Genomic DNA, 26,132 nt, shown 5'->3' on the forward strand with positions numbered 1-26,132 from the left:
CGCAGTACCCACCCCCAGAACCCGAGAACCCCGTGCAGAGCAGCAAGCAGCACATCTCACCCAGGAAGAGAGAAACCCATGAAGATCACGAGCACTCGTCGTCTTTTCCTCGCCGGAACCGGCGTGGTCGGCTCCGCCGCCGCGCTCGCCGCATGCGGCGGTCAGGCCACTGAAGAGGAGCAGCAGTCGCAGGCTGCCGAGGAGAACGAAGAAGCCGCGGAGGAGCAGGGAGAGCTGCCCTCGACCGCCTGGGAGCGCATGGAGTACGACGAGGTCCCCGACGGCGGATCCCTGCGCAAGGCCATCCTCACCTTCCCGGCCAACTGGAACCGCGACCAGGTCGACGGCAACAACGCCGACACCTCCGAGATCTCCTACCCCTGTGGTGCCGGCGCCGAGCTGATCCTCTCCGAGGCCGGCGAGAAGGAGCTGAACCCCGACTACATCGAGTCGGCGGAGATGACCTCCGAGGACCCGCAGACGGTCTCGGTCAAGTACAACCCGAACGCGAAGTGGGACGACGGCTCCCCGATCGTGGTCGCGGACCTGATCGCGCAGTGGAAGGCGCTGAACGGCTCCAACGAGGAGTTCCTCGTCGTCTCCACCGTGGGCTGGGACCAGATCGAGTCGATCACCCAGACTGATGACGAGTACTCCGCCGAGATCGTCTTCTCCAGCCCGTTCATCGACTGGATCACCGTGCTCCACCCCGTGTCCCCGGCGTCGGTGTACGCCGACCCGGAGACCTTCAACACCGGCTTCGCCGATGGCCCGACCCCGGGCAAGGGCCCCTTCAAGGTCGGGACCATGGACCAGGGCGGCGGCGTGGTCACCCTCGAGCGCAACGAGCACTGGTGGGGTCGTGCGCCGAAGCTGGAGACCGTCATCTTCCAGGTCGTCGACCAGACCACCCAGCCCCAGTCCTTCGCCAACGGCGAGATCGACTGGCTGGACGTCGGCACCGGTGACGTGCTCAGCCAGGCGAAGACCCGTTCGGATGCGACCATCCAGGCGACCAACGGTCTGACCTGGACGCACCTGACGATCAACGTCGGCGGTGGCGACGGCATCCTCGAGGACGTCAAGGTGCGCGAGGCGATGGCCCGTGGCATCGACCGCGACGCCATCGGCCGCGCCGTGGTGGGCCCGCTCGAGGCCCCGATCGTGCTGGTCGACAACTTCGTCTACATGCCCGGTCAGGACGGCTACCAGGACTCCTACGAGGCCATCGGCAGCCTCACCTTCGATCCCGAGGCCGCCGGCACGATCCTCGACGAGGCCGGTTGGGTGCTCGAGGGCGACAAGCGCTCCAAGGACGGCAAGACCCTGGACCTCAGCGTCATCATCCCCGCGGACACCAAGTCGAACTCCGACCGTGCCCGCCAGGTGCAGACGAACCTCAATGCGATCGGCTTCAACGTCGAGCTGCAGACGGTGCCGTCCGACGGCTACTTCCCCGACTACGTCATGCCGAAGGCCTTCGACATGGTGACCTTCTCGTGGGTCGGCACCGCCTTCCCGGAGTCCTCCTCGGTCAACCTGGTCTACCCGATCGACTCGGGCCAGAACTACACCGGCTTCGCCGACGACCGTCTCGGCCCGCTCAACGAGCAGGTCAAGGCAGCCTTCGATGAGGAGGAGCGTCGCAAGGTCGCCAACGAGATCTCCGCGATCATCGCCGAGTCCTTCGCGGTCATCCCGTTCTACGCGACCCCGAACATCGTGGCGATCAAGACCGGCGTCGTGAACACCGGTGCCTCGCAGTTCGAGTCGACGGACTGGACCCAGGTCGGCGTCAAGGCCTGATCGACGTATCAGCCTGATCGAGGACACCTCATGAGGAAGGGCCGGACCGCTGCGGCGGTCCGGCCCTTCCTCTGCTCCCTTGTCCCCTGCTGTCTTCAGACGCTGTAGCCGCGCTGCCCCGGATCAGCGGAGCGCAGTGCTCACAGCAGGATGCGCGCTGCGGCGAGCGCCGCGCACACTGCCACCACCGCGATCTGCACAAGGTTCGGGCGGGTGGTCATCTCTGTGCCGGCTCCCGCCGTGCTGTCCTGCGCGGGTTGTCCCTGCTGTCCTTGCCGTCCCTGCTGTCCGTCACGGCCGTCCTGCCAGCGCTCCCACCGCAGCTTGATCACTGCGGATCGGCTGGACTGCTGGTCGTTGACGAGCCGCTCCTGTGGCGTGAGCCGGCGGCCGCGCAGACCCTGTTCGTGGATCTGCGCCTGTCGCCGCCAGGGCGCATCGCGGCTCAGCGCGGGTGCGTTCCAGGCGGTGATGGTCGAGGTGGTGCCGCTGCGGCCCGCGACCTCGAGTCGCAGCATCGCGCCGACCCTCACCTCCTCGATCACTGCGAAGGGGACCAGGTGGGTGACCAGGACGTTGCGCACCTCGACGGAGTCCTCATGCAGGACCACCCGTGGTGCCCACAGCACCATCCACACCAGCGCCAGGATCAGCAGCAGCACCGGCAGCATCATCATGCCCTCCCACCCCGCACGGAGCACGGCGTCGAGGGTGAGGCCGAGGCCGAGCAGCCCGACGACCGCGCAGAGCACTATCGCCCCGTGGGGGCGCAGGTGGAGGGTGCCTCCCGGATCGTGAACGGGGGCTGGGCTGGTGGAAGGCATGGAGTCACGGTAGTGCAGGAGCGCCTCAGATCCTGAGCACGGCCACGGTGCCGTCAGCGGCGTCGGCATCGCTGCGCAGCACGATCGCGTCGGCCCGCCCGTAAGGGGCCAGGCGCCGCCCGGGCAGCAGGTCGACCACCTCCCGGCCGTCGGCCGCGAGGCGCAGCCTGCCGGGCAGCGCATGCACGGTGCCGGGTCGGGGCTGCCCCCGATCTGCCGCCGTGTCACCGAGCAGCATCCGGCATGGCGCGGCGCGCTCCGCCATCAGCAGCGGCCGGACGAACAGGTGATAGCCGACCAATGCTCCGACCGGGGTGCCGGGAAGATGGACGACGGGCGCTCCACCGTCGAGCAGTCCCCACCCTTGCGGTCCGCCGGGGCGCAGCGCGAGATGCTCGAATCGGGAGGTGCTGCTGCCCTGGTCGCCGAGCAGGGTCTTGACCACGTCGAAGGCGCCGTGGCCGATGCCGCCGGTGGTGAGGACGAGGTCGGACTCCGCGGCGGCGCGGGCGAGCGTCTCGCGCAGCAGGACGTGGTCATCGCCGCTGTGCAGCGAGGGCAGCGCCTGCGCGCCGTCGGCCGCGAGCGCCGCAGCGAGCATCGTGCCGTTGGATTCGCGCACGCTGCCGATCGCGGTCGCCTCTGCGGCGAGCTCGTCCCCGGTGACCACCACGGTCACCCGGTGGCGGCGACGCACCGGAAGGTGGGCGAGCCCCAGGGCTCTGGCCAGCCCCACCAGTCCCGGACCCACCAGGTCTCCGGCGGCGGCGAGCAGCTCCTCCGCAGCGACCTCCTCGCCGGGGAAGCGCACGTGGCGCCCGGCGGCCGGCATGGCCTCCAGTGTGATGGCCACTGCGGCCGGGGCGGGCCCGAAAGGGTCGGCATCCGTCGCCTCGACCTCGATCACGGCGTCGGCACCGGCGGGCACCGCGCCTCCGGTCATGATCCGGGCGGCGGTGCCGGGCACCAGCGCCGGGACCTGGCCGGGGCGAGCGGGGATCTCGGAGCTCACCGGGAGAGTGGTGGTGCCAGGAACCCTCAGATCTGCACGGCGCACCGCGAAGCCGTCCATCGCGGCGATGGGCAGGGCCGGCATCGCCTCGGGGCTGTGGACCGCGGCGGCGAGATATCGACCTCGCGCCTGCTGCACCGGCACCAGCTCGGACTGCAGCGGCAGCGTGATCTCGCGGGTCAGCAGTTCGCGCCACTGTCGCGGCGAGAGACGATGGGCGCTCATGGTCCTCCTGGGGAAGCGTCGCGGCATGCGGTCCTTCCATGATCCCCCATCGTCGGCCCCACGATCCCGACCATCGACCTTCTGCCGTGGCCACCGCCGGGCGGGGGGTGCATGATGGGGCCATGCGTGAGATCCGTTTCGACCGCTTCGGCGGCCCAGAGGTCCTGACCCTGCACACCGACGCCCCCACACCCGAGCCCGCGCCCGACGAGGTGCTCGTGCAGGTGCTGTTCGCCGGCCTGAACCCGCTGGACTTCAAGATCCGCGACGGCTCCTCGGGACGGGCGAAGGACCTGCCGCTGCCGGCGGGCACCGGTCGGGAGATGGTCGGCACCGTGATCGGGGCCGGCTCCGGGCTCGACCAGGCCGAGCTGGGCTCTCGCGGCCTCACCGAGGGGACTCGCGTGTTCGGGATGCGGAGCCCCGGGGATCACCGCGGGGTGGCCGCCGAGGTGATCGCGATCTCGGCCGATGACCTCGCCCCGGTGCCCGGGGAGATCCCCGAGGAGGAGCTGCCGCGCTGGGCCGGGCTGGCGCTGGTGGGACTCACCGCGATCGCCACTGTGCGGGACACCGCCGGGATCGAGGAGGGTGAGACGGTGCTGATCCACGGCGGCAGCGGCGGAGTGGGACAGCTGCTGATCCCGATGGCGCTCGAGGCCGGAGCCTCCGCCGTGTATGCCACCGGGCGGTCCGCCAACGCCGAGCGCATCCGCGAGCTCGGCGCGACGCCCATCCCCTACGACACTGCTGATTGGGGCTCGGAGCTGCAGCGCCTCACGGACGGCCGCGGGGTCGACGTCGTGCTCGACACCCACTATCACGCGACCTTCCTGCCCAGCCTCGACCAGCTCGCCCCCGGCGGCCGGATCGTCGCCCTCCCCTCCCTTGCGGATCTCACCCCGGCGCTCGAGCGGAGCATCGAGGCACGGGTGCCGTCGATCGTGCAGAGCCGGGAGCGGCTGGACCGCCTGGCTCAGGGCATCCGCGCCGGCCGCTACCCGCTCGAGGTCTCCGAGGTGCTGCCCATGAGCCAGATCGACCAGGCGCATGTGCGGCTCGAGGAGGGCCACACCCGCGGGAAGCTGGTGCTCGACATCGGAGCCTGAGCCGCCGGGCACGCGCCGGCTCACCGCGGTGAGCCCGGACACATGTCCAGCAGGTACCCTTTTCTCATGCCTGTGCCCCCTGCCGATGATGCCGATGCCGCCCTCCGTGCCCTCGAGCCGGTGTTGCATCCCGGAGGGTGGTCGCTGCTGAACTCCCTGCCTCCCTACCGTGAGGACGACGTGCTGCGGACCTCGACGCGGCTGCGCGAGGCCGGCCATTCCCCTGAGCTGGTCTCCGCGGTGCTGACCCAGTCGCGGCTGCGGGCACGCGCTGCGGACAAGTTCGGGGAGTTCGCCTGGTCCATGCTCTTCACCCCCCATGGGCTCGAGCAGGCGACGCGTCTGCGGATCGCAGCGCTGCATGCCCAGCGCTTCCAGCGGGCCGGAGTGGGCAGCGTCGCGGACCTCGGCTGCGGCATCGGCGGCGATTCGATGGCGATGGCGGGGCTGGGGCTCGAGGTGATGGCGGTGGATCGTGATCCCGCAGCGGTCGCCGTGGCCACGGTGAACCTGCTCCCCTTCCCCAACGCCCGCGCCCAGCTGGGTGACGCCGCGGAGCACGACCCCGGGTCCACCGAGGGTGTCTGGCTGGACCCCGCCCGCCGAGCTCCCTCCCGCGGTGGCACCCGGCGCCTGCACGACCCCGAGGAGTACGAGCCGCCGCTGTCCGCCGTCCTGGACCTCGCGCGCCGGCTCGGCACTGACGATGGGCTCGGACCACTCGGTGCCAAGCTCGGTCCGGCCGTCGCCCGGGAGGCGCTGCCGCGCGAGGTGGAGGTCCAGTGGCTGTCCTACCACGGGCAGGTCCTCGAGGCCGCCGCCTGGTGCGGACCGCTCGCACGCGAGGGCGTGCTCTCCTCCGCCCTGCTCATCGATCACTCCGGCGCGCACCGTCTGGACCGAGGCGTCGACTCCGCCGGCGACCCCACGCCGGGTCCGGTCGGCGACCACGTCTACGAGCCCGACGGCGCCGTGATCCGCGCCGGCCTGATCGGCACCCTCGCCGAGCACCTCGGGGCCCGCACCCTGGACGAGACGATCGCCTATCTCACCGGCGACCGTCAGGTGAGCACCCCCTTCGCCCGCGGCTACACCGTGCACGACGTGATGCCCTTCGGCCTCAAGCGCCTGACCGCCTACCTGCGGGAGCATCGCCTGGGCGTGCTGGAGATCAAGAAGCGCGGCACCGCCGTGGAGCCCGAGGAGCTGCGCCGCAAACTGCGCCCGCGCCGCTTCGGCGACGGAGCCGCGACCCTGATCCTCACCCGCATCGGCGGGGAGCAGTCCGTGATCGTCGCCTCGCCGCATCCGAGGCCTGCCATCCAGGGCACCGCGCAGGAGGCCACGCGTTGAGCACCGGGAGCGGCACCAGCGCCGCCACCGACGCCGCCGCCGAAACTGGTGCTGCCCGCAGCACGGACAGCTCCGCGCGCGCCGACGCCCATCGTCGTCTGGTCGCGGTGCTGCTGCTGATCGTCTCCCTCGGCGCGATCGGCCTGGTCGCCCTCGGCGCGGCCGCGGATCGAGGGCCCGGCGCGGTGTACACGGGAGAGACCGAGGGCGAGTACCAGTTCGCTCCTGCTCGTGAGGCCTACAACGAACCGGACTGGGCCACCCAGGATCTGCCCACCCAGCCTCCGGACCCCGACGGCCCGAACACCGGGCTGGTCATCGCCCTGGTGGTGCTCGGCGTGGTCCTCCTCGCCCTCGCCGTCTGGGTCGCTTACCGGATGCGGAAGCTCGCCCGCCCCACCCCCGCGCTGGCCGGGTACGCCGAGGAGGACGAGCTCACCGCCGAGCAGGCGATGGCCGCGCTCGAGGATGCCCGCGCTCATCTCTCCACCGTGGTCGATGCCCATGATGCGGTGATCGCGGCCTGGCTGGCGCTCGAGCGCGCCATCGCCGAGGCCGGGGTGCGCCGCGCCCCCTCCCAGACCACGCTCGAGTTCGTCGTGGCCGTGCTCGGTGCCCTGGAGCTCGACCGCTCGGCGCTCGATCGACTCTCGCACCTGTACCGTCGGGCGCTGTTCGACCCCCAGCCCCTGGTGGAGTCGGACCGCGACGAGGCGCTCGGGCTGCTCGACGGGCTGACCGCGGATCTCGAGGTCGCCGCGAGCGGGGTCGACTCACCAGGGGGCGGCTCGGTGGAGAAGCGAGCGATGGAGGAGGGCTCCGGATGATCCGCTCCAGGCTCCCGCTGCTCGTGAAGCTGGCGATCGGCGTGGCGCTCGCCCTGGCGCTGTACGTCATCTGCACCTTCTTCGGGCTGTACCTGCCGCTGCCGCTCCTGGTCTCCGTGGGCCTGGCCTGCGGTGCCATCTGGTGGATCATCGACGAGGGTGCTGACCGCGCCGACCAGCTGCACGCTCCCGCACTCGATCTCGACGCCGACTACGCGCTGCCCCATGCCCAGGACACACGGGTGCGCCGGCTCGAGGACCTCGCTCATGGCGCCCAGCCCAGCCGCCGCATGACCAGTCGCGGCCTCGCCCGCGCACTGGACGAGATCGCCGAGGAGCGAGCACGCGATCCTGATGCCCCCGCGCTCAGCAGCGGTCTGGAGCGGCTGCTCGTGACCGCCCGCCATCCCGATGCCGAGACCCACCCCGTCGGCCCCATCGACCGACGTGCCCTGCACCGCTGCCTGACCGAGCTCGCCTCGCGCGAGGAGAGGGACCGATGACCGACCCCACCCCCATTTCCCCCGCTGCTGCGACCGAGAGCGCTGCCCCCCAGACCCCTGTCGCTCCCCGGGCGATGTCGCCCCAGGAGGCCACCACAGCCGCCGCCTCCGTGCTGGATGCCGTCGAGACCGCCGTGGTCGGCAAGCGGGAATCCCTCGAGCTGGTGCTCACCGGCATCCTCGCCGGCGGGCACGTGCTGCTCGAGGACCTGCCGGGCCTGGGCAAGACCCTCGCCGCGCGCTCGTTCGCACAGGCTCTCGGACTGCCCTTCAAGCGTGCCCAGTTCACTCCCGACCTGCTGCCGGCGGACCTCACCGGCGCCGAGGTGTTCGACCAGCGCACCGGCGAGTTCGTGTTCCGGCCGGGCCCGGTGTTCACCGGGCTGCTGCTGGCCGACGAGATCAACCGCACCCCGCCGAAGACCCAGTCCGCGCTGCTGGAGGCGATGCAGGAGCGGCAGGTCTCCGTCGAGGGCACCACCCGGAAGCTGCCCGACCCATTCCATGTGCTCGCCACGGCGAACCCCATCGAGCACGAGGGCACCTATCCCCTGCCCGAGGCGCAGCTGGACCGCTTCCTGCTGCGTCTCTCCTTCGGCTATCCCACCGCCGCGCAGGAGTGGGAGGTGGTCTCGCGCCGCATCGACCGCCGCCGCGAGGAGCAGATCGTCCCCGAGGTGCTGGACGCCGCCGGGCTGCTCGGGGTGCAGCAGGCTGTCGAGGACGTCCACGTCGAGGACTCGGTGGGCCATTACGCGGTCGAGCTCACCGCCGCGACCCGCAGCCACCAGCACGCCCTGGTCGGCGCTTCCCCGCGCGGCACCCTCGCCCTGATCACCTGCGCCCGCGCGCTCGCGGTGATCCGGGGCCGCTCCTATGTGGTTCCCGAGGACATCAAGGCCCTCGCCCACCCCGCCCTGGACCACCGCGTCACCGTCAAGCCCGAGCTGTGGCTGCAGAACGCGACCGGTGCCGGCGTGGTCGAGTCGGTCCTCGGGCAGGTGCCGGTCCCCGCTGCGATCGAACCGGTCTCCCAGGCCTCGGTGTGAACTCCGGGGACTCGCGGCAGAACGAGCTGCGGACCCGGCCGACGGCGGCTCTGGTGCGGGCCGCGATCATCGGCGGTGTCTCCCTCGCGCTCGCGCTGGTGCTGGGACGGCCCGACGTCATCCTGGTCGGTCTGCCGCTGCTGGTCTGGGCCCTGGTGGCGCTCGCCCGGCGGACCCTGCGCGGCGAGGAGCGGGCCGTGGTGGATCCGCAGCAGCGGGTGAACCGCCGCAGCATCGAGGAGGGCGGCACCGCAGCCGTCACCGTGCGCACCGATCCGGGGGTGCTCACCGCGGCGACCCTGCCGATGCCGCCCCACGCCGACGTCGCCCCTCGCCACGGCGCCCTCGCCGGCGACGGGGAGGTGCAGCTGCGGATCAGCGCACAGCGCTGGGGAAAGATCCGGGTGGGTCCGATGCACGTGCTGGTTGCCGACGCCCTCGGTGCCTATCGCGCCCAGCGGACCCTCGCCCCTGCCGAGGTGCAGGTGGTCCCAGCCTCCACGGTGCTCGACGCCCCCGTCGAGGTGCCCACCCCGATCGGGGTCAGCGGGGTGCACCTGTCCCGTCGCCGTGGGGACGGCACCGCTCTCTCCGAGGTGCGGGCATTCCGCCCGGGTGACCGCCTGCACCGCATCAACTGGCGCGTCACCAGCCGCACAGGTCAGCTGCACACCAACGCCACCTTCACCGAGCAGGACACCGAGGTCCTGATCGTCACCGACACCATTGCGGACATCGCCCCCGCGCCCTGGTCCGACGCCGAGGCACCCACCAGCTTGGACATGACCATCCGGGCGACCTCGGCGATCGCCCGCCACTATCTCGCCGCCGGGGATCGCGTCGCGGTGTTCGACATCGGTCATCTCATCGGCCCGGTGCCGGCCGGCTCCGGACCCCGGCAGCTGCGAGTGCTGACCACTGCACTGTCCCGGGCAAGCCGGGATGCCGGCGCGCTGCGCCCGGCACGGCGCCTGCGCTCGGTGCGCTCGGGCACCCTCACCGTGGTGTGCACGCCGCTGCTGAGCCGGGACACGATCGCGCAGATCGGGGTGCTGGTCTCGCACGGTGCCGACGTCATCGTGGTCGACACCCTGCCGCCGAGCATCGGCGACACGTCGGTGCTGAACGGCAAGCCGCTGCGGATCGATGGCAAGGTCTCCGACCGGTTCTGGCCCGAGGCCTGGGCGATGCGACGCCTGCTGCGCGAGAAGACGGTGCGGGAGCTGCGCGAAGCCGGAGTGCCGGTCACGGCCTGGGAGGGTCCGAGCTCGCTCGCCCCCGTGCTGCTGTCACTCTCGGCGGCCCGGACGGCGCCGCGGATGAGGAGGTCCTGATGCGAAGGGGACAGCTGGTCGATCCGGTCGCCCAGCGGCTGCTCGAGCTGCAGAAGGTGAGCGGCACGCAGTGGCTGCTGCGCATCGTCGGCACCGCGATGACGCTGCTCGCGCTGCTGATGACATTCGGGGGTACGGGGCTTCTCGCCCATTTCGGCACCACGCTGATCACGCTCGTCGTCGCGCTGGGGCTCCTGTGCCAGTTCCGCAACCCGGACAGCGATCTGGGGTTGCTGGCACCCGTGGGGATCGTGGTGGGCATCCTCGCCCAGGGCGAGGTCTCGATGCTGCGCACTGCCGGGATCGGGCTCATGCTGCTGATCGCGCACAGCGCCTACGCCCTCGCTGCGACCATTCCCGTGCACGGGGTGTTCGGTCGCAGCGCCTGGTTGCTCGCCGGCAAGGGGCTGCTGGCGGTGCTCGTCCTGAGCCTGCTGGGCGGGCTGCTGGTGGCAGGTCTCTCCGGTGTGCAGCTCGGTCCCTGGATGATGGTGGTCGGCGTGCTCGCGGCGACCGGTCTGTTCATCGCGGTGCTGCCGCGGGGGCGGTGAGGTCGCAGCGAAGGATCACCGGCCCGTGTCTGGGCTGGGCGAATGGGTGCTGTGCGGGGGCAACGCCTCACCCTGAGGCTGCGCAGTCCGGCGGCGCTTCGCCCTCCCTGGGCTGCTGGGCGTTCGGCTGGACGTGAGGGGCCGATTGGTCCTGCGCGTCAGAGTGGTCCTGAGGATCCGGCTGGCTCGGAGCGTCTTGATCATGAGGCGCGTTCGGCAGGATCTTGGACCGCGTCCCGTCGGGCCCCTTGAGGAGCCGCCTCAGCAGCGGTGAGGTCGAGGTGTAGCGGTGCCCGGTCGGCGTCTCGATGGTGAGCACGCCCGGCGCCTCACCAGCGGCGGGGTCCAGGGTCGAGGTCCATCCGGGCATCTCCTTGGCTAGGTTGAACCGTTGGCAGTGGCCCACACCGTTGCCGACATCGGTGCTGCCCCCATCGGCGTGGCGGCGGGCATGGTCGACGTCATGGATCGCGGCATCGCAGAAGGGCGTGCGGCAGCGCTGGTCCCGCGTGAGGATGAAGCGTCGGACCTCTCCGCGGAAGAGCCGGCGGCGGCCATCCACCTCTGTCAGATCACCGGTGGTCGAGTCGGTGTAGAGGCGTCTTATCCAGCGCTTCGCCTCGGTCACCTCCCGCGGGTCCTCTTCTGTCGTGGTGAAGTCTGGTGGACTGGTCGTGAGCGCGGCAGCTTCCACGTCGGGCCCGGACAGAAGTACCTCGGGCACACTCTGCGGTGGCCGTGATGACATCGTGCGGGTGCCGAGGGCGATGTTTCGCGCAGCCGGGCCAGGGATCGGAAGGCCGCCCATCCACGCGGTCTCGACGTCCTCGCCGAGCAGCGTCAGATCGGTCATGAGCAGCTGGATCTCCACCGGAATGTCGTCCACGGTCTCCACCCCGGTGGTGCGCTCGACGAGCGTATCGGCCATGATCTGGCCCTTCCCACGGGGATCACCGGAGCTCTTGGCGGTCTTGGCGGCGCGCGTGAGGGCATCGAAGCTGGCGACACCCTCCTTCACCGGCAGGACCGCCCGCAGCACCGACATCCCATCCACGGCGGGGCGCAGCGTGACCCGTCGGCCGCTGACCGCTCGCTGGTTCCGAGCCACCGCCGCCTCAGGGTCAAGCTCCATGGCTCGCGCCCGCGTGATGTCGTTCGCGCGGCCCGCGGTGACCTTCGGGAGGCGATTCTCAAACTCGGCATCGATGGTGGCACGGTCCTCGTCATCGAGGACGACCACGTTGGCCGCCACCATGTGGGCGGCCCACTCGCTGATCTTCCCGGCGCTGAGCAGCGCAGTGGTGCGCGGCATCGAGGTGACGAGTATCCGTCGCAGCGCAAGCTCATCGGAGGCCTGCTTGGGGGTGATCCTGCGCGCGAGGCCGATCTGGTCGGCGATGCCACGTCCGAGCTCATCTCGCGGTACCCCGAGGCGCTTCTGCTCCCGGATCTGAGAGTCGTGGAAGACAGCCTCAGCCTGCGCCTGCACGGCGGCGAGGCGTGCCTTGCCCTGCTCCATCGCGGTGATGAGATCGATGAGCGTGTCGTCATGCTCCCTGGGGAGCAGTTCCAGGGACGGTGCGGCGTCGAGAAGGAGCTCGAGGTCGGTGGTCCACTGCGTCGCGCCGGCGCTCATGCCTCTGCCCTCCTTCCTGCCTGCCCACGGTCCTGGACGAGTGTGTCCGAGGCTGTCGTGCTGTTCGAACAAGCGTGCGCTCCGCACCGTGGCAGCACCAGGTCTGCGCCCCGGATGTGGACGAAGGGGTGCTGGGGAGGAAGGGTCACGCCGTACGTCACGCCCTGGGCGGAACCCGGGTGTTCCACGTCGCTCCGACCGGCCACGACCGCCCGGCGAGGACTACCGTGAGGGCATGTGGCAGATGATGGACCTCCTGTACGGGCACAAGAAGGAAATGGTCGCGCGGGAAGACGCCCTCCCCGGCCGCGACCGCTACCCCTATCCGCTTGCGCGCGAGCACCTCGTGCTCGGCACCGACATGCTCGGCCCGGACGCCCCCGTCGATCCCCGTCCCTGGCCCGCGGGCAGCGAGGAGATCATCCTCGCCGGCGGCTGTTTCTGGGGCATCGAACGGATCGCCTGGCAGGTCCCCGGTGTGCACACCACCTCCTCGGGTTATGCCGGTGGATATACGCCGCATCCCACCTACGAGGAGGTCTTCTCCGCGAAGACCGGCCACACCGAGGCCGTGCGCGTCATCTACTCCGGTGGCGAGCCGACGCTGCGCGCCCTGCTCACGCAGTTCTGGGAGCAGCACGACCCCACCACCGCGAACCGTCAGGGCAACGATGTCGGTACCGAGTACCGCAGCGCCGTGTATTGGACGTCCCCGGCACAGGGCGAGGTCGTGCGCAGCTCGGCGGAGCGCTATCAGCAGGCGCTCGACGAGGCCGGTCGCGGCGCGATCACCACGGAGCTCTCACCGCTGGCCGAGGCCGGCAATGGCGTGTACTACACGGCGGAGCCGGAGCAGCAGCAATTCTTGGAGAAGAATCCTGGCGGCTACTGCAACCATGGGTTCAACGGGGTGGCCTGCTCGATCTGAGGATCTGATCGCCGACAAGGGCGGTCAGAGCTCACGGTGCGTCGCCTCAGGGTCCGACGGCCCTTCAGTCTCCTCGGTTCTTTCCGGAACCCAGGGATCGGCCTCCTCGTCCACGGGAACATCGCCGTTGACCAGTCGTGACTCCATCGACTTGGAGAAGATCGAGACCGGGTCCGAGGCGACGACGATCGTTCCGTCGATGTCCTGCCACTGGCCGCCGGCAACGGAGAACTGTCCGCTGAACGTGGTCGTCAGCTGCACGTCGTACCACCCTTCATAGCGGTACGTCGCGGAGACGACTTCCGAGGGGAACGGCTTCCCCGGATTCGTGGTCGAGATCGTGTTCCCGTCTCCCAGGTCCCATTCGTAGAGCACCGGAGTCGCACGCACGACGACCGGAACTCCCAACAGCTCCATCGGCATGCTCTGCGTCTCCGCCTCGGCATGCAGGACATTGACCATGTTCACCGGCAGCCACCCACTGTCCGGTCCAGCTGCCGCCACCAGAGGTTTAACCGGCATCGACGCGAAGTCCTCTCGGGTCACCGTGATCACAATCGGCTCAGTGCCCGCGACCAGTACGCCTCCTCGTCGCTGGCAATCGAAGCCGAGCAGCTCCTCCGAGGATTGACCGGATCGTGTGTCGATCTGCACCGTCTCCGACGCGACGAATCCCTCCCCGTCCGACGCTATGAGATCTAACATTTGGCACGTCTGAGTCGCGATACCGCACCCCGCCGCGCTACTCGTCTCCGACTCCTCGAAGAGATCGATGCAGCTGAACCGGCTGTTCATGCCGAGTTCGCGGGAGGTGATGTAGACGGGTGGCGGTGCACCTCCTGAGGATTCCGCCGTTTCCGCAGACCCATCTGCACCAGCATCAAGGAGAGTCTCAATATCTTGAATGCTGGCTCCGATCGAACCATTTTCTGTAACAGTCTCCACGTTCGCACCGGCCGGCTCTTTTGTCCCCCTTCCTTCAGCCCGGGCACCCGTGAATGGAGAAATAACAAGTAGCCCAACTAAGAGAAGCACCAGCAGCACGGGCGCTGATTCCCCGGCTAGGCGGCTACGATTACTGACCTCACCCATTGCTGGACTCGTCGAAAAGCATGGCTCCGATGACCCAACGATCTTCCGACCAGTCGACACCCAGCACCGCTGTATAGTTGATTGCCTCAAAATCGACCGGCGGACCCCCCTCTCGCGCGGGCTCAGTGTGCGGGCCCACGGTAAATATATAGCCAACTTCTAAATCATAACTATCAGATTCGACGTGCGTGATACCGACATCAACCACATCGAATGGACTCCAGAACTCACCCTCTGGCTGACCCTCAATGCGCTCCCGAAACCCTTGACAGGTTTTGCACGAATGCGAATACAGACCATCGAGAGGATCGGTCTTGCCTACCTGATAACCCCAGAAAAGAGTGGCAAAATAGAATCTGACCGCCTGTTCCGCCCCCTTCGGCGTCTCCTGATCCATGCCCGGATAGTCCGCAGGATCGGGGGCCGGGATGTCCGGGGCGGCAACGGGAGAATCCTCGCCTTCGCCCTCGCCTTCGGAGTCGCTCGGACCGGCTCCACCGTCGTCGCTCGGCTCAGCTCCCCCATCGTCGCTCTGGCCGATGTCGATCGTCGGGGGCGGCGTCGTCACCACGTTCTCGCCCCCGTCCCCGCACGAGGCAAGGCCGAGGGTCAGGGCAGTGACGGCCACGGCGGCCAGGAGGCGGCGAGACATACGGAGACCTTCCAGGTGTGCGACAGATCACCGTGACCCTACCGATTCACCCCGTCGGCCACCACCTATCTCGGAATCCTGTGGATAACCTCGGGGCCGCAGCACCGACCGACGAGTGCGCCCCAGTCGTCAGCCAGCAGGCTCCATCACCTGCCACAGCCGGTCACCGCTCAGTGGGCGTTCGAGTCCGAATCCGCCGTCGGCAGCCCGTCGCCGTGGTCCCCGCCCATGAGATTCCGTCGTGCGCCGATGTCCGGCCCACCCTCGGGCCGCGCCGCGGCCGGGGCGACGCCCAGCAGCTGCGCCGCGAAACCGCCCACCTCGCGCGGCATCGGGGCCGCCACGCCGGGAGCACCGCCGGGTCCGCAGGCCGATGCCGCCGCTGAGCGAGGCATACGGGGCGCCCCGCCCTCCCGGGCGAAGCGGGTCATCTGCTCCGTGGTCGGGTAGACAGAGCTGACCACGATGTCCAGTCCCAGCAGCGTCACCGGCAGGGCGGACTCCCCCGCGGACTCCAGCAGCGCGCGCACCGGCTCGCACTCCTCGAAGGCCCAGGCGTCCTCGTCCTGCAGGTAGACGGTGATCGGCTGGCCGGCGAGCGCGAGGGCCGCCGCCTCGTCGAGGAAAGCCTCCTGCTGCTCGACGTCGGGCGGCGGAGAGGGCAGGAAGATGTCCAGTGCCGCCTGCTGCGCAGAGTCATCCACAACGTTCATGAGCACCACCGTAGCGCTCTGAGCGCCTGGCAAACTGTGGCGATGGATACCTCCGCGTCCGCCCCCGCGCCCCGGCCCGGTCCCGTGCTCCTCGGCCACGACACTTTGGTGATGCAGCAGATCACCGGGTTCATGTCCAACGACTTCGACATCCTCGACGGCGCCGGCGAGCAGGTGATCGGGCACGTCACGACCTCGGGCGGCGGAGTGTCGCGCTTCTTCGCCGGGAGCCGCTCCCTGGATGTCGCCGACGCCGACGGCACACCGCTGCTGCACGTCGAGGATCCACCGGACATCGGCTTCGACCGCTTCGAGCTCTCGACCCCCGGTGGCGCGCCGCTCGCCGAGGTGACCAGTCGCTTCGCGCTCTTCTCGACGCGCGTGGGGATCTCGGTGGTGGGCGGCTCCGCGCTCGAGCTGAACGGGGACATGCTGGGCATGGACTTCACGGTCGAGGTCGAGGGCTTCGTCGCCGCGACGGTCGCCCGGCAGTGGGGCGGGCTCTCCCGTGGCTTCCTCGGCCACAGCCGCTATGTGCTCGCGATCGATCCGACGGCGCCGCCGCAGGTGCGGCTCGCGATCATCGGCGGCTGCATCGTGCTGGATCTGATCCGGCAGAAGAAGTCGCGCAACAGCTGAGCCTGCTCATCACGGCAGTCCCTGATCACCGCAGCATCCGTTGTGCGGTGCGCAGCCACGCCGCCGACTCCTCGGTCCAGCCCAGGTTGCCCAGGTGGATCCCGGTGGTGACGCGTTCGAGCGCAGCCCAGGCGGCGATCCGGTCCGCGTCGAGCTCGAGACGCTCGGCGAGCTGAGTGACGAGCCCTGCATGCCAGCGCCGCCCTGCGCCGGCTCCTTCGCGATGATCGAGGTCGTCGATCACCTGCTGGTGGTCCCGCAGCGCCACCCCGACGTCATATTCCGGCTCCCCGAGGAAGCCGTCGGGATCGATGAAGACATGCTCCGCCCCTCGACGCAGCACATTGCCCGGATGCGGATCGCCGTGCAGGACCACCTGGCGCGATGAGGGGACGGCGATCAGCTCGAGCGCGAGGGCCCGCGCTCGCTCGAGAACCTCGCGCTCTCCCGTCTCGCCGCCCGCGGCGGCATTCCCGCTGGCGTCGCCGCTCACGCCCGCGAGCGCGCCGTCCACGAGGGTCAGCAGCGAGGTGGCCTTCTGGGCGGGGGTGAAGGGGGCGCCGGCGGCGTTGGGGAGCTCCCAGGTGGTGGGCAGCAGGTCGGCGAGGGCCAGGGACTGGGCGAGAGGGTCCGGGACGGACTCCCGAAGCGGCGAGCCGAGCCGTTCCAGCAGCATCGCGCCGAGGTCGTCGGCGTGCTCGAGGACTCGCACGTAGCCGCGCCCGTCGGCCGCCAGGAGGACCCTCACCTGCTGGGCGTGATCGGAGCCGTGTCCGCTGAGCTTGAGGACGGCGGGGCCCATGGCGCGTCCGTGCACCTCGAGCACCGGCAGCTCGGCCCCGTCACCGAAAGCCCGGACCACGGTGAGATCCCAGCGGGACAGCACCGCCCGCAGACGGTCCGGGAGTGCGTCGAGGAGGTCCCGCGCCCAGGGCTGTGCGGCCCAGGGTCGTGCCCGTGCCTCGTCGAGCACCTCCGCCAGGCGCACTGACCTCAGGCCGTTTCCACGGCGGTCGTTGCTGCTGCCTCGCCCTGGGCTTTCGCCGCGGCGTCCAGCACCCGCCCCAGCGGGAGGTAGTGCGCATGGACCGCCTGACGGTAAGCCTCCGCGTCCCCGGCCTCGAGGGCGGTGAGCATGGCCTGGTGAGCATTGACGGTGTCCAGGATGTCCTCGGCCGGCGGGAGCTCGAGCAGCGGGACGGCGACGGTGTGGATCTCCCAGAAGGCCTGCGCGAGCTGGCGCAGCAGCCCGTTGTCCAGTTGGGAGAACAGCGCCGTGTGGAAGGCGGCATCGGACTCGGGGAAGGGCCGGCCAGCAGAGGCGAGAGCTCGCATCTGCTCGACGAGCCCTTCGAGCTCGGGATTCGTGGTGTCGCGGTAGAGCTCCACCAGCTGGTCCGCGACGGAGAGGTCGATGGCGATGCGCAGCTCGACCACCTCTCGCAGGGCGCGCAGGTCATTGCCGTCGTCGAGCCGGGCCCGGAACAGCAGCCCGTCCACCAGCGGGGAGAGCGAGAGCTGACCCACGAGGGTGCCGTGGCCGTGTCGCACCTCGACGATGTCCAGCGAGGCCAGGGTGCGCATCGCCTCGCGCACCGAGGAGCGTGAGATCGCCAGTCGCTCACACAGTGCACTCTCGGTGGGCATCGAGTCCCCCGGCACCAGCCCTTCGACCACGATCAGGTCCTGGATGCGCTCGACAGCGCTGTTGCCCGTGCCTCTGCTGCGCACCATGGTTCTTCCTCTCGGTCCCGTCGCGCGGTGCGACGCAGGTCTCATCATGCCGTGCCCCGGCCTCCGGCGCGTTCCGGTCCGGAGGGTCCTGCCTGTGCGTGACGACTTCGCGGCCACTTGGTCACCGATCGGTCACGACTGCTTCCGGAGGTGGTGGCGATCACGCGATCCGTGATGTACTCTCACCAGTCATCAGACATCATACATCTGATCTTCGCACGGTGGCGGATCTCCCGTCGAGTCGCGAGGACGGCGTGACCATCCCCGTCGCCAACGGCGCCGGGACCACCCCTGAAGGGATGCATCAACGGTGATCTCCAACTCCACCGGTCCGCTGGGCCGACGCGGCTTCCTCCGCGGCACCGCTGCCATCGCCGGCGCGGCCGGCATCGTCGCCGGCATCGGCGCCTGCGCTCCGAGTGACGACGACTCCGGCGGCGGCGGCGGCTCCGATGGCGGCGGTGCCCCCGCGGGCGAGGCGAATCCGGACGGCCACATCAACGCCGCCATCAGCTATGAGCTCGGCACCAACGGCTACGACCCCATGACCACCTCCGCGGCGCTGACCGTCGCGGTCAACTGGCACACCCTGGAAGGCTTCACCGAGCTGCACCCCGTGACCCGCGAGGTGTTCGCGGCGCTCGCCGCCGAGGTCCCCTCCGCGGACGGCACCAGCGTGGACGTCGCCCTGCGCGAGGGTGCGGTCTTCCACGACGGATCCCCCGTCACGGTCGACGATGTCGTCTTCTCCTTCGAGCGCGTCCAGGACCCGGCGAACGCGTCGCTGTACTCGCAGTTCATCCCGTTCATCGACACCATCGAGAAGAAGGACGACACCACCGTCACATTCACCCTCCTGCACCCCACCGGCGTGTTCGCCGAGCGGCTGTCGACGGTGAAGATCGTGCCGAAGGCGGCGGTCGAGGCCGACCCGAAGGCCTTCGACTCGAACCCGGTGGGCTCCGGCCCCTGGAAGATGACCGACAACTCCGCCGCCTCGAAGATCGTCGAGTTCGATCGCAACGACGACTACACCGGTCCGATGCCCGCCCAGGCGAAGACCATGAGCTGGCAGGTGATCCCGGACCCGTCGACCCGCACCAACGCGCTGCGGTCCCAGACGGTCCAGGCGATCGACTCGGTCCCTTACCTCTCGGTCGACCAGCTGAAGGCCAGCGCGGACGACGAGTCCGTGGGCGGGTTCGGGCTGCTGTTCGCGATGTTCAACAACAGCGAGGACAACCCCTTCCACGACCTCAGGAACCGCCAGGCGTTCCTCTACGCGATCGACATGGACAAGGTCATCGAGACCGGTCTGTCGGGCCAGGCGGAGGCGGCCAGCTGCTTCGTGCAGACGGAGCACCCGAACCACAAGGAGGCCTCGACGGTCTACTCGCTGGACCTCGCGGCACCGTCGAGATCTCGACCGACGACGGCGCGACATGGCAGCGCAAGCGCGTCTTCGCCCCCGGTGCCTGCCAGTACTCGGTGATCATCCCCGTGGGGCGGGACGAGTTCCTCCTCGCCTACGAGGGCGAGCAGGAGACCATCATGATCGCCCGGTTGGACATGGACTGGATCCTGTCCCGATGATCCGCCTGGGCTCCTCCCCCGCACCGGTTCCCGGCGCCCCGGTACCGGATGTCCCGATACCGGACGCCCCGATACCGGACGCCCCGGTCCCGCACACCGTGCTCGCCCGCGCCGGGGAGGGGCCCTGGCCCCGGTACCGGATCGTGGGGCTCGTCCATCTCGGCGACGGGCACCTGCTGGCGGCCTTCGATGGCCGGGACACCGGTCAGGACGTCCCGGATCCGACGGGCCTGGTGCAGCGGCGCTCCCTGGACGGGGGCCGCAGCTGGGGCCCCTTCGAGGATCTCCGGTCAGCGGATCGCGAGGGCCGCCAGTGGTACTGCGATCCCAGCTATCTCCACGACCCCGCCTCGGGCAGGCTGTTCGTGTTCCACACCCACGCGAAGGACCGCGGGGTCTGAGATGCGTCAGCTGGCACCGATGACACGGACCGGGACGTGATGGGCTCTGCCGTCGGCATCTCCGAGGACTCCGGCCGCAGCTGGGAGTTCCGCTCCGTGACCGCGGTCGCCGCTCCCCCGGAGCTGATCCGCACCGCCTTCCCGACCTCCGGCGCCGGGATCATGCTGCGCCGCGGCCCGCACGCAGGCCGCCTGCTGCAGCCGTACTGCGGTTGGTTCCACGCCGACGGCAGGGACGGTGATGCGCCCGGCACCGGCGAGCGCCCGGCCGGCGGGGAGGTGGTGCGCTCCTATGTGCTCTTCTCCGACGACCGCGGCGAGAGCTGGCAGCGCGGCGCACCGGTGGGAGAGGACATGGACGAGACCACCATCGCGGAGCTCTCCGACGGTCGGGTGATGCTGAACTCACGGGACCATGCCCGCGGCGGGCACCGACGGATCGCGGTCTCGGCCGATGGTGGTCAGAGCTGGGAGGACCGCGGGGGCGATGACCAGTTCGTGGATCCCGGCAACAACGCCCAGTTGGCGAGCCGCTGGCCGGATGCCCCTGCCGCGGACCCGAGGGCGAGGGAGCTGCTGTTCAGCAATGCCCACGACCGGTTCGCCCGGATCCGCGGCACGCTCAGCGCCTCGCACGACGACGGCGAGACCTGGCACGAGGTGCTCGTGTTCGAGCCCGGTCCGCTGGACTACTCCGTGGTCCAGGCCCTGGATGACGGCGCGATCGGGCTGCTCTGGGAGGTCGAGGCCCGCGAGATCCGCTTCGCACGGATCCCCGCGGAGCAGCTGCCCAGGGCCTGAGCTCGCCGACTGCTGGCGGCGGAGAGCACACTCTGGTCATATATCCAGAGTGTGCTCTCTGTCGCGAGTTCTCGACACACGCGGGAAAGAACGGACAGGCGGACAGGCGTGCGGACGAGCGGAGGGCGGCGGCACCGTGATGGTGCCGCCGCCCTCTGTCTGCCGCGCAGGGCCGAGGCCCCGTGCGTTCTGACTCAGCGCGCCCCGGGCTTGCCCGGGGTCGGGTTGTCGATCGTGAACTGCGGGGAGGTGAAGGTCTCCCAGTGGTCCGGGTTCGCCGGATCACCCAGGGGCTTCAGCACCCGCATCTCGAGGATGTAGTCCCCGTTCTTCACGGTCTTGGACTTCTGGTTCTTCAGCGCATAGCTGCCGTCCCAGGCGTAGACCTCGGGTGCGGCGGAGCGGCCGAGGTGGTCACCGGCGTCGATCAGGCCGACGGAGGGGTTGACCGGCTTGGCCTTCCCTCCCCCGTTGATCGAGTAGGCCGTGATCTCGAGCCGTTCCACCGGATAGCCGAAGTAGTACGCGAGGTAGGGGACGTCCCCCTCCTGCATCGTGTAGGTGTGGCCGCCGTCGGGATCCAGCAGCACGCTGCCGGCTCCGTCGGAGACACCGAGGGACGGGAGCCCCATCCCCTGACCATCCAGCACCGGCAGCGCCTGGTAGTCACCGGAGAGTCCGGCGAAGGGCACGACGAGGTCGTCCTCGGCGCCGGTCAGGGTGATCCAGCCGCCGTAGATGATGCCGTCCTCACCGAAGTCCTCACCGAGGACCACGTCGAGCTCGGTGCTGCTCCCGGCGGGCACGGTGACGGTGCCTGCGCCGGGCTCGGCGATGCCCGGGGCATCGTAGAAGGCCGGGTTGTAGGTGGGATGGCCGGTGGCGATGCCGTGGCGGACGCCGACCTGGTAGGTCTGCTCCGCCTCGGAGTCGTTGTGGACGGTGAGGGTGACGGTCTTCAGGCCGCCCTCACCCTCGCCGAGGGAGATCGAGGGCTCATCGACGCGGGTGGCGGTGTGCACGGCGCCGACCATGTCCAGCAGGCCCGCACCCTGGCGGTGGACCGGCTCGAGGTAGTCGGCATCCGGGATCAGCGACCAGGTCAGCTGGTCCGCGGTGTTCATCATCGCGGTCTTCACGTCACGAGGAGTGAGCTCCGGGGAGGACTCCAGCAGCAGCGCGGCGGCGCCGGCGACATGGGGCGCCGCCATGGAGGTGCCGGACTTGGCACCGTGAGCGCCCTGTTCAAGCGGGATCGTGGACCAGATCGCGCCGCCGGGGGCGGCGATGTCGGGCTTGAGCTGCAGCTCGGCGGTGAGGCCGTAAGAGGAGAAGTCCGAGACCAGGCCCGCGGTGGGGTTCTCGAGGGTCACGGTGCCCTCCTGCCAGGCCCAGGTGACGTCGCCGGCGGCGAGCGCCTCCTGGAGGGCCAGGCCGTCGTCCTGGCTGATCATGACCACGGGGATGGTGATCGCGGGATCACCCTCGACCGTCGGGTTCACTGCGCCGGGGGCGTTGTTGTACAGGATCACGGCGTCATAGCCGGCTGCCTGACCGGAGAACGCCTTCTCATAGAAGGAGCAGACGCCGCGCTCGACGAGCAGGGCCTGGCCCGGACCGGTGGCCGGGGTGACCGCGGCAGGGTCGCAGGCCTGGCCTTCTGCGCTGCCCGGGGCGCCGGCGGAGACCAGGGCGAGCTCGCCGGAGGTGGGGATCGCCGGTGCGCCGGTGGCGCCGCTGTAGGCGATCTCGGCGTCGGCGGCGGTCGCGTAGGGCGAGCGGAGGTGGGTGTTGTCCACCGAGGCGACGGTGATCGCGCCGGCGGCGACGCCGGGGGCACCGCTCGAGAAGGTCCCTGCGACGCCCTCGTTGCCGGCGGAGATCACCATGGTGACCCCGTTGTCGGTGAGCACATCGGACATCTGCGCGGTCGGGTAGTCCTGCCAGGTCACGAAGCTCGCGCCGAGGGACATGTTCACCACGTCCGCACCGTCCTCCATCGCCTGCTCCATCGCGGCGAGGATCACCTCGGTGCTGCTGGAGCCGTCGCAGCCGAACACGCGATAGGAGAGCAGGTCCACCTGGGGCGCCACGCCGAGCACCTCGCCGTCGGCGCCGATGATGCCCGCGACGTGGGAGCCGTGGCCGCCGCAGTCGTCGGGGTACTCATCCGGGGAGACGGGGATGCCCGCGCCGGCGTCGTAGTCGTCCCCCACGAAGTCGTAGCCGCCCACCACCCGGTCGCCCGGGAAGTCTGCCGTCTGGTCGTTGGTGCCGGAGCCCCCGAGATCGGGGTGGTTGTAGTCGATGCCGGAGTCGATGACGGCCACGGTGACGCCCTCGCCGGTGAGGCCGTCGACCTGCTGGACCTGGTCCACACCGGTCATGGCGTTGCCGTAGATGTCCTTCGGGGCGGCATCGACGGGCTCGGGCATCGAGACCTCGAGCACCGGGTAGACGGCCGTCACGCCGGCGACATCACGCAGCTTGGCGACGTCGGCATCGTCCATCGCGACCGACATGCCGTTCCAGCCGGCCACGAAGCTCTCCTCGACCTCCATCGAGATCTGGGCGGCCTCTGCGCGGTCGTGGACCTGCTCCTGGGCACGGGAGTTCGCCGAGGAGCTGCCGCCGCGGAGTGTGGGGGCTCCCTCGACCTGGACGAGCCAGCGGCCCGGGATCGCGGTCTCCGCCGAGTCCAGGACCTCGTCCGGGGTGGGGACCTCGACACCGAGCTCCGAGGCGGTGCCGAGGAGTTCGGGAGGGCCTCCCTCGGCGAGAGCGGGTGGGGCGACCAGCAGGCCGGCCACGAGGGCCGCACCGGCGCCGGCTGCGAGCGCGCTGCGGGGCCTGGGCAGATCTGAACGGTTGAAGTGCATCGTTGCATTCCTCCGGGGATGGGATGAGTGGTGCGCCGCGCATCATCGCGCCCGGATCCTCCGGCGCGCACCGACGCACAGCATTCCATCACGTGGCGCCGCTGCCCGGGGAGAAACTACAGAACCTTTACCCATCGGTATCGCTGCGTCGCATGATGACGTCCGCGCCTGCTGCTCTCCGGGGGCAGGGGGCGCCGTATACGCTCGCAGCGTGGACCGCCCGACCAACTCTCCTGCCGTTCCCGCGGTCTCTGCGGAGGCGGGCAGGCGTTCCCGACGACTGGTCCCTCCCCTGCTGGCACTGGCCGCGACCCTCGCCTACGGGATGCTGGGCTCCCAGCAGTTCCACCGTCTCGTCGCGCGCTCGTGGGATCTGGGGATCTTCACCCAGCTCGCTCGCGCCTACGGGGAGCTGCGGGCCCCGATCGTCCCTATCAAGGGCGACGACGTGAATCTGCTGGGCGATCACTTCCACCCGCTGCTGGTGATGCTGGCCCCGGTGTGGTGGGTCTGGCCCTCGGGGGAGGCGCTGCTGTGGACGCAGGCACTGCTGTTCGGGCTCTCCGCGATCCCGCTGACCCGACTTGCGATCGACCGCCTGGGGCCGGGGCTCGGCTCCCTCGCCGGCGGGGCCTATGTCTTCTCCTTCGGGCTGCAGTCCGCGGCGTCGGTCCAGTTCCATGAGATCGCCGTCGCGGTGCCGTTGCTGGCGCTGTCGCTGACGGCGCTGCTGCGCGGCAGAGCGCTCGGCGCGGTGCTCTGGGCGGCGCCGCTGGTCTTCGTCAAGGAGGACCTGGGGCTCACCGTCGCCCTCCTCGGGGTGCTGATCGCGCTGCGGCACCGCGAGCATCCGCGCCACCGCCGTGGAGGATGGGTGCTGGCCGGCTGGGGCGCAGGGTGGTTCGTGCTCTCGACCTTCGTGATCCTGCCGCTGCTGAACACTGCCGGGCAGTACGACTACACGGACAACCTGGGCTCACCGCTGGAGGTGTTCTGGCCGCCGGTGAAGTGGCTGACGGTGCTGATGCTCTTGCTGGTCGCCGGCCTGATCGGTGGCCGCTCACCGCTGATCGCGCTGATGCTGCCCACCCTCGCCTGGCGCTTCACCGGGACGGTCGAGTTCTACTGGGACTGGTACTGGCACTACAACGCGGTGCTGATGCCGATCGCGCTGGCCGCGATGCTGGACGCCCTCGGGGACCGGCGCACCGGGCACGCAACAGCCTGGTGGCGGCGGGACGCGCCACTCCCGGTGCGTCGGATCCGCGTCACCGCGGTCGCCGCCTCTGCGGCAGTCACCCTGCTGCTCGGTCCGGCGATGCCGGTGCTCGACGTGCTGCGGCCCGCGCAGTGGGAGCCGACCTGGCGGGCGGAGCCGGCAGCGGCGGCGCTCGGGGCGGTGCCCGACGGTTCGGTGCTCGCGGTGGACATCACGCTGATGGCCCAGGCGGTCCCCGACCATGACGTGCAGTGGGTGCACGGACCCAATCAGCGGGTGCCGGACTGCGTGCTCATTGACCGCTATGCCTTCTCCTGGGGCGACGGCCCGCCGCAGGACCTGCAGAGCTGGGCTCAGCAGCAGTGGGGCGCGGAATACCAGAAGGAGTTCGAGAGCGGCGGCTTCACCGTCGTGTGCCGGCCGTAGCCTGCGAGCCCGTTCCCTGGTTGTCGTCGCCGCCGCGAGAGCCGCTGCGAGCGTCGGAGGCGCCGTCGCCGGCGGAGTCGCTGCCGCTTTCGGAGCCTTCGGTGCCGGGGGCTGCGGGGCTGGATGGCACAGGATCATCAGGGGTCGTCGCCGTGCCCTCGCCTGGTGCGGGCTCCGTCGTCTCGGGATCGCTCGGCACTGGCGTCGTCGGAGCGTCCTGAGCGGGCTCCGTCGTGGGCTCCGTCGTAGGAGTCGGCTCCGGTTCTGGAGTCTCATTCCTGGGAGGAGTCGTGCTCGGTCGCGGCGCCGGTGCCTTCTCTGTGGCTGGCGGCGGGGTCCAGCCGCCGTTGCCGGAGCCATTGCCGCGGGTGCCGCCGCCGGTGGAATCGCTGCCGCTGCTGTCCTCGGTCCCGCGCTCGGCGTCGTCCTCCGCGGGCTCGGCGGGTGCCGGCTGCGTCTCCTCGGCGGGTGCGCTCTCGGTCTCCGCCGGCGTGGTCTCCTCGGCGGACTCGGCAGGCACCGGCGGGAGCGTCGTGCCGGCGGGGGTGGGGGCGCCGCCGCCATCCGAGGGGCCGGGAGTCGCGGATCCCGTCTCGGCGGGGAGCTCGACGGGTCTCTCCCCTGAATCACCGGCGAGGGCGGAGAGGGGCCCCATCCCGGCGGCACCGAAACCGGTCACCGTACCGACCCCGACGATGCTGGCGACCGCCAGGGCCCGCAGCAGTCCCTGATGGGTCGCACGAGGTGCGCTGCTGCGAATGCCGGTGGCGCGTCGCCTGCTCGACCCAGACCCCATCGATGCTCTCCCTGACTGTGCTGTTCTGCG

Annotated in this window: 24 protein-coding genes; 14 read left to right on the top strand and 10 right to left on the bottom strand. The window is 70.2% G+C overall.

Annotation, left to right across the window (positions count from 1 at the left end):
- Positions 1-78 precede the first annotated feature (78 nt).
- A complete protein-coding gene (locus Q0937_RS04730; protein WP_299300249.1) occupies positions 79-1,806 on the top strand; it encodes an ABC transporter family substrate-binding protein in 1,728 nt (575 codons plus the stop codon).
- Between the two features lie 140 nt (positions 1,807-1,946).
- Here the strand turns inward: Q0937_RS04730 and Q0937_RS04735 are convergent, their stop codons facing one another.
- Together Q0937_RS04735 and Q0937_RS04740 are read right to left on the bottom strand one after the other, a co-directional pair.
- Positions 1,947-2,630 carry a PH domain-containing protein gene (locus tag Q0937_RS04735; RefSeq protein WP_299300251.1) on the bottom strand — a complete coding sequence of 228 codons (684 nt, stop codon included), beginning with the start codon at positions 2,628-2,630 and terminating at the stop codon, positions 1,947-1,949.
- A 25-nt stretch (positions 2,631-2,655) separates the two neighbouring features.
- Positions 2,656-3,867, bottom strand: a complete 1,212-nt coding sequence (locus Q0937_RS04740; protein ID WP_299300253.1) for a molybdopterin molybdotransferase MoeA — start codon at positions 3,865-3,867, stop codon at positions 2,656-2,658.
- Between the two features lie 122 nt (positions 3,868-3,989).
- Between Q0937_RS04740 and Q0937_RS04745 the strand changes: the two genes are divergently transcribed.
- The 7 genes from Q0937_RS04745 (at position 3,990) to Q0937_RS04775 (ending at position 10,593) form a co-directional block, all read left to right on the top strand.
- Positions 3,990-4,976, top strand: coding sequence for an NADP-dependent oxidoreductase (locus Q0937_RS04745; protein WP_299300255.1), 987 nt, complete (start codon positions 3,990-3,992; stop codon positions 4,974-4,976).
- Positions 4,977-5,042: 66 nt separating this feature from the next.
- Positions 5,043-6,329, top strand: coding sequence for a THUMP-like domain-containing protein (locus tag Q0937_RS04750; protein ID WP_299300257.1), 1,287 nt, complete (start codon positions 5,043-5,045; stop codon positions 6,327-6,329).
- A complete protein-coding gene (locus tag Q0937_RS04755; protein WP_299300259.1) occupies positions 6,326-7,156 on the top strand; it encodes a DUF4129 domain-containing protein in 831 nt (276 codons plus the stop codon). The genes Q0937_RS04750 and Q0937_RS04755 overlap by 4 nt, the downstream gene beginning before the upstream one ends.
- A complete protein-coding gene (locus Q0937_RS04760; protein WP_299300261.1) occupies positions 7,153-7,659 on the top strand; it encodes a hypothetical protein in 507 nt (168 codons plus the stop codon). The genes Q0937_RS04755 and Q0937_RS04760 overlap by 4 nt, the downstream gene beginning before the upstream one ends.
- A 74-nt stretch (positions 7,660-7,733) precedes the next feature.
- Positions 7,734-8,708: a MoxR family ATPase gene (locus Q0937_RS04765; RefSeq protein ID WP_299300966.1), complete on the top strand. Its 975-nt coding sequence runs from the start codon at positions 7,734-7,736 to the stop codon at positions 8,706-8,708.
- Positions 8,705-10,042 (top strand): DUF58 domain-containing protein, encoded by a 1,338-nt coding sequence (locus tag Q0937_RS04770; protein ID WP_299300263.1) that lies wholly within the window; start codon positions 8,705-8,707, stop codon positions 10,040-10,042. Before Q0937_RS04765 ends, Q0937_RS04770 begins: the two co-directional genes overlap by 4 nt.
- Positions 10,042-10,593 (top strand): hypothetical protein, encoded by a 552-nt coding sequence (locus tag Q0937_RS04775; protein WP_299300265.1) that lies wholly within the window; start codon positions 10,042-10,044, stop codon positions 10,591-10,593. The genes Q0937_RS04770 and Q0937_RS04775 overlap by 1 nt, the downstream gene beginning before the upstream one ends.
- A gap of 67 nt (positions 10,594-10,660) precedes the next feature.
- Here Q0937_RS04775 and Q0937_RS04780 read toward each other — a convergent pair whose 3' ends face one another.
- Positions 10,661-12,229, bottom strand: a complete 1,569-nt coding sequence (locus Q0937_RS04780; protein WP_299300267.1) for a DUF222 domain-containing protein — start codon at positions 12,227-12,229, stop codon at positions 10,661-10,663.
- 235 nt (positions 12,230-12,464) lie between these two features.
- Here Q0937_RS04780 and msrA point away from each other — a divergent pair, with 235 nt between their 5' ends.
- Positions 12,465-13,157 carry a peptide-methionine (S)-S-oxide reductase MsrA gene (gene msrA / locus Q0937_RS04785; protein WP_299300270.1) on the top strand — a complete coding sequence of 231 codons (693 nt, stop codon included), beginning with the start codon at positions 12,465-12,467 and terminating at the stop codon, positions 13,155-13,157.
- Positions 13,158-13,181: 24 nt separating this feature from the next.
- On the opposite strand, the gene Q0937_RS04790 is transcribed toward msrA, so the two are convergent.
- The 3 genes from Q0937_RS04790 to Q0937_RS04800 form a co-directional block, all read right to left on the bottom strand.
- Positions 13,182-14,201 (bottom strand): PKD domain-containing protein, encoded by a 1,020-nt coding sequence (locus tag Q0937_RS04790; RefSeq protein WP_299300272.1) that lies wholly within the window; start codon positions 14,199-14,201, stop codon positions 13,182-13,184.
- Positions 14,202-14,241: 40 nt separating this feature from the next.
- A complete protein-coding gene (locus Q0937_RS04795) occupies positions 14,242-14,901 on the bottom strand; it encodes a DUF6318 family protein (protein WP_299300274.1) in 660 nt (219 codons plus the stop codon).
- 170 nt (positions 14,902-15,071) lie between these two features.
- Positions 15,072-15,614 (bottom strand): arsenic metallochaperone ArsD family protein, encoded by a 543-nt coding sequence (locus Q0937_RS04800; RefSeq protein WP_299300276.1) that lies wholly within the window; start codon positions 15,612-15,614, stop codon positions 15,072-15,074.
- 42 nt (positions 15,615-15,656) lie between these two features.
- Between Q0937_RS04800 and Q0937_RS04805 the strand changes: the two genes are divergently transcribed.
- Positions 15,657-16,253, top strand: a complete 597-nt coding sequence (locus Q0937_RS04805) for an LURP-one-related/scramblase family protein (RefSeq protein WP_299300278.1) — start codon at positions 15,657-15,659, stop codon at positions 16,251-16,253.
- A gap of 25 nt (positions 16,254-16,278) precedes the next feature.
- Here Q0937_RS04805 and Q0937_RS04810 read toward each other — a convergent pair whose 3' ends face one another.
- Positions 16,279-17,241, bottom strand: a complete 963-nt coding sequence (locus Q0937_RS04810) for an aminoglycoside phosphotransferase family protein (RefSeq protein ID WP_299300280.1) — start codon at positions 17,239-17,241, stop codon at positions 16,279-16,281.
- 5 nt (positions 17,242-17,246) lie between these two features.
- Positions 17,247-17,987, bottom strand: a complete 741-nt coding sequence (locus Q0937_RS04815; RefSeq protein WP_299300282.1) for a FadR/GntR family transcriptional regulator — start codon at positions 17,985-17,987, stop codon at positions 17,247-17,249.
- Between the two features lie 310 nt (positions 17,988-18,297).
- Here Q0937_RS04815 and Q0937_RS04820 point away from each other — a divergent pair, with 310 nt between their 5' ends.
- The 3 genes from Q0937_RS04820 to Q0937_RS04830 all read left to right on the top strand — a co-directional run bounded on the left by Q0937_RS04820 (position 18,298) and on the right by Q0937_RS04830 (position 20,782).
- Positions 18,298-19,479, top strand: a complete 1,182-nt coding sequence (locus tag Q0937_RS04820) for an ABC transporter substrate-binding protein (protein ID WP_299300284.1) — start codon at positions 18,298-18,300, stop codon at positions 19,477-19,479.
- A gap of 97 nt (positions 19,480-19,576) precedes the next feature.
- Positions 19,577-19,981 (top strand): sialidase family protein, encoded by a 405-nt coding sequence (locus Q0937_RS04825; RefSeq protein ID WP_299300286.1) that lies wholly within the window; start codon positions 19,577-19,579, stop codon positions 19,979-19,981.
- Between the two features lie 39 nt (positions 19,982-20,020).
- Complete coding sequence (locus Q0937_RS04830) at positions 20,021-20,782, top strand: exo-alpha-sialidase (RefSeq protein ID WP_299300969.1); 762 nt, start codon at positions 20,021-20,023, stop codon at positions 20,780-20,782.
- Between the two features lie 194 nt (positions 20,783-20,976).
- On the opposite strand, the gene Q0937_RS04835 is transcribed toward Q0937_RS04830, so the two are convergent.
- The gene (locus tag Q0937_RS04835) at positions 20,977-23,661 is read right to left on the bottom strand and encodes a S8 family serine peptidase (protein ID WP_299300288.1); all 2,685 of its coding nucleotides are present in this window, start codon (positions 23,659-23,661) and stop codon (positions 20,977-20,979) included.
- Between the two features lie 211 nt (positions 23,662-23,872).
- On the opposite strand from Q0937_RS04835, the gene Q0937_RS04840 reads away from it, so the two are divergent.
- On the top strand, positions 23,873-25,306 hold the full coding sequence (locus Q0937_RS04840; RefSeq protein ID WP_299300290.1) for a DUF2079 domain-containing protein: 1,434 nt from the start codon (positions 23,873-23,875) through the stop codon (positions 25,304-25,306).
- Here the strand turns inward: Q0937_RS04840 and Q0937_RS04845 are convergent.
- The gene (locus tag Q0937_RS04845; protein WP_299300292.1) at positions 25,284-26,102 is read right to left on the bottom strand and encodes a hypothetical protein; all 819 of its coding nucleotides are present in this window, start codon (positions 26,100-26,102) and stop codon (positions 25,284-25,286) included. The genes Q0937_RS04840 and Q0937_RS04845 overlap by 23 nt on opposite strands.
- Between the last annotated feature and the right edge of the window lie 30 nt (positions 26,103-26,132).

Origin of the sequence: uncultured Brachybacterium sp., assembly GCF_947500705.1 — a bacterium.
In the GTDB taxonomy this organism is placed as follows: Bacteria; Actinomycetota; Actinomycetes; order Actinomycetales; family Dermabacteraceae; genus Brachybacterium.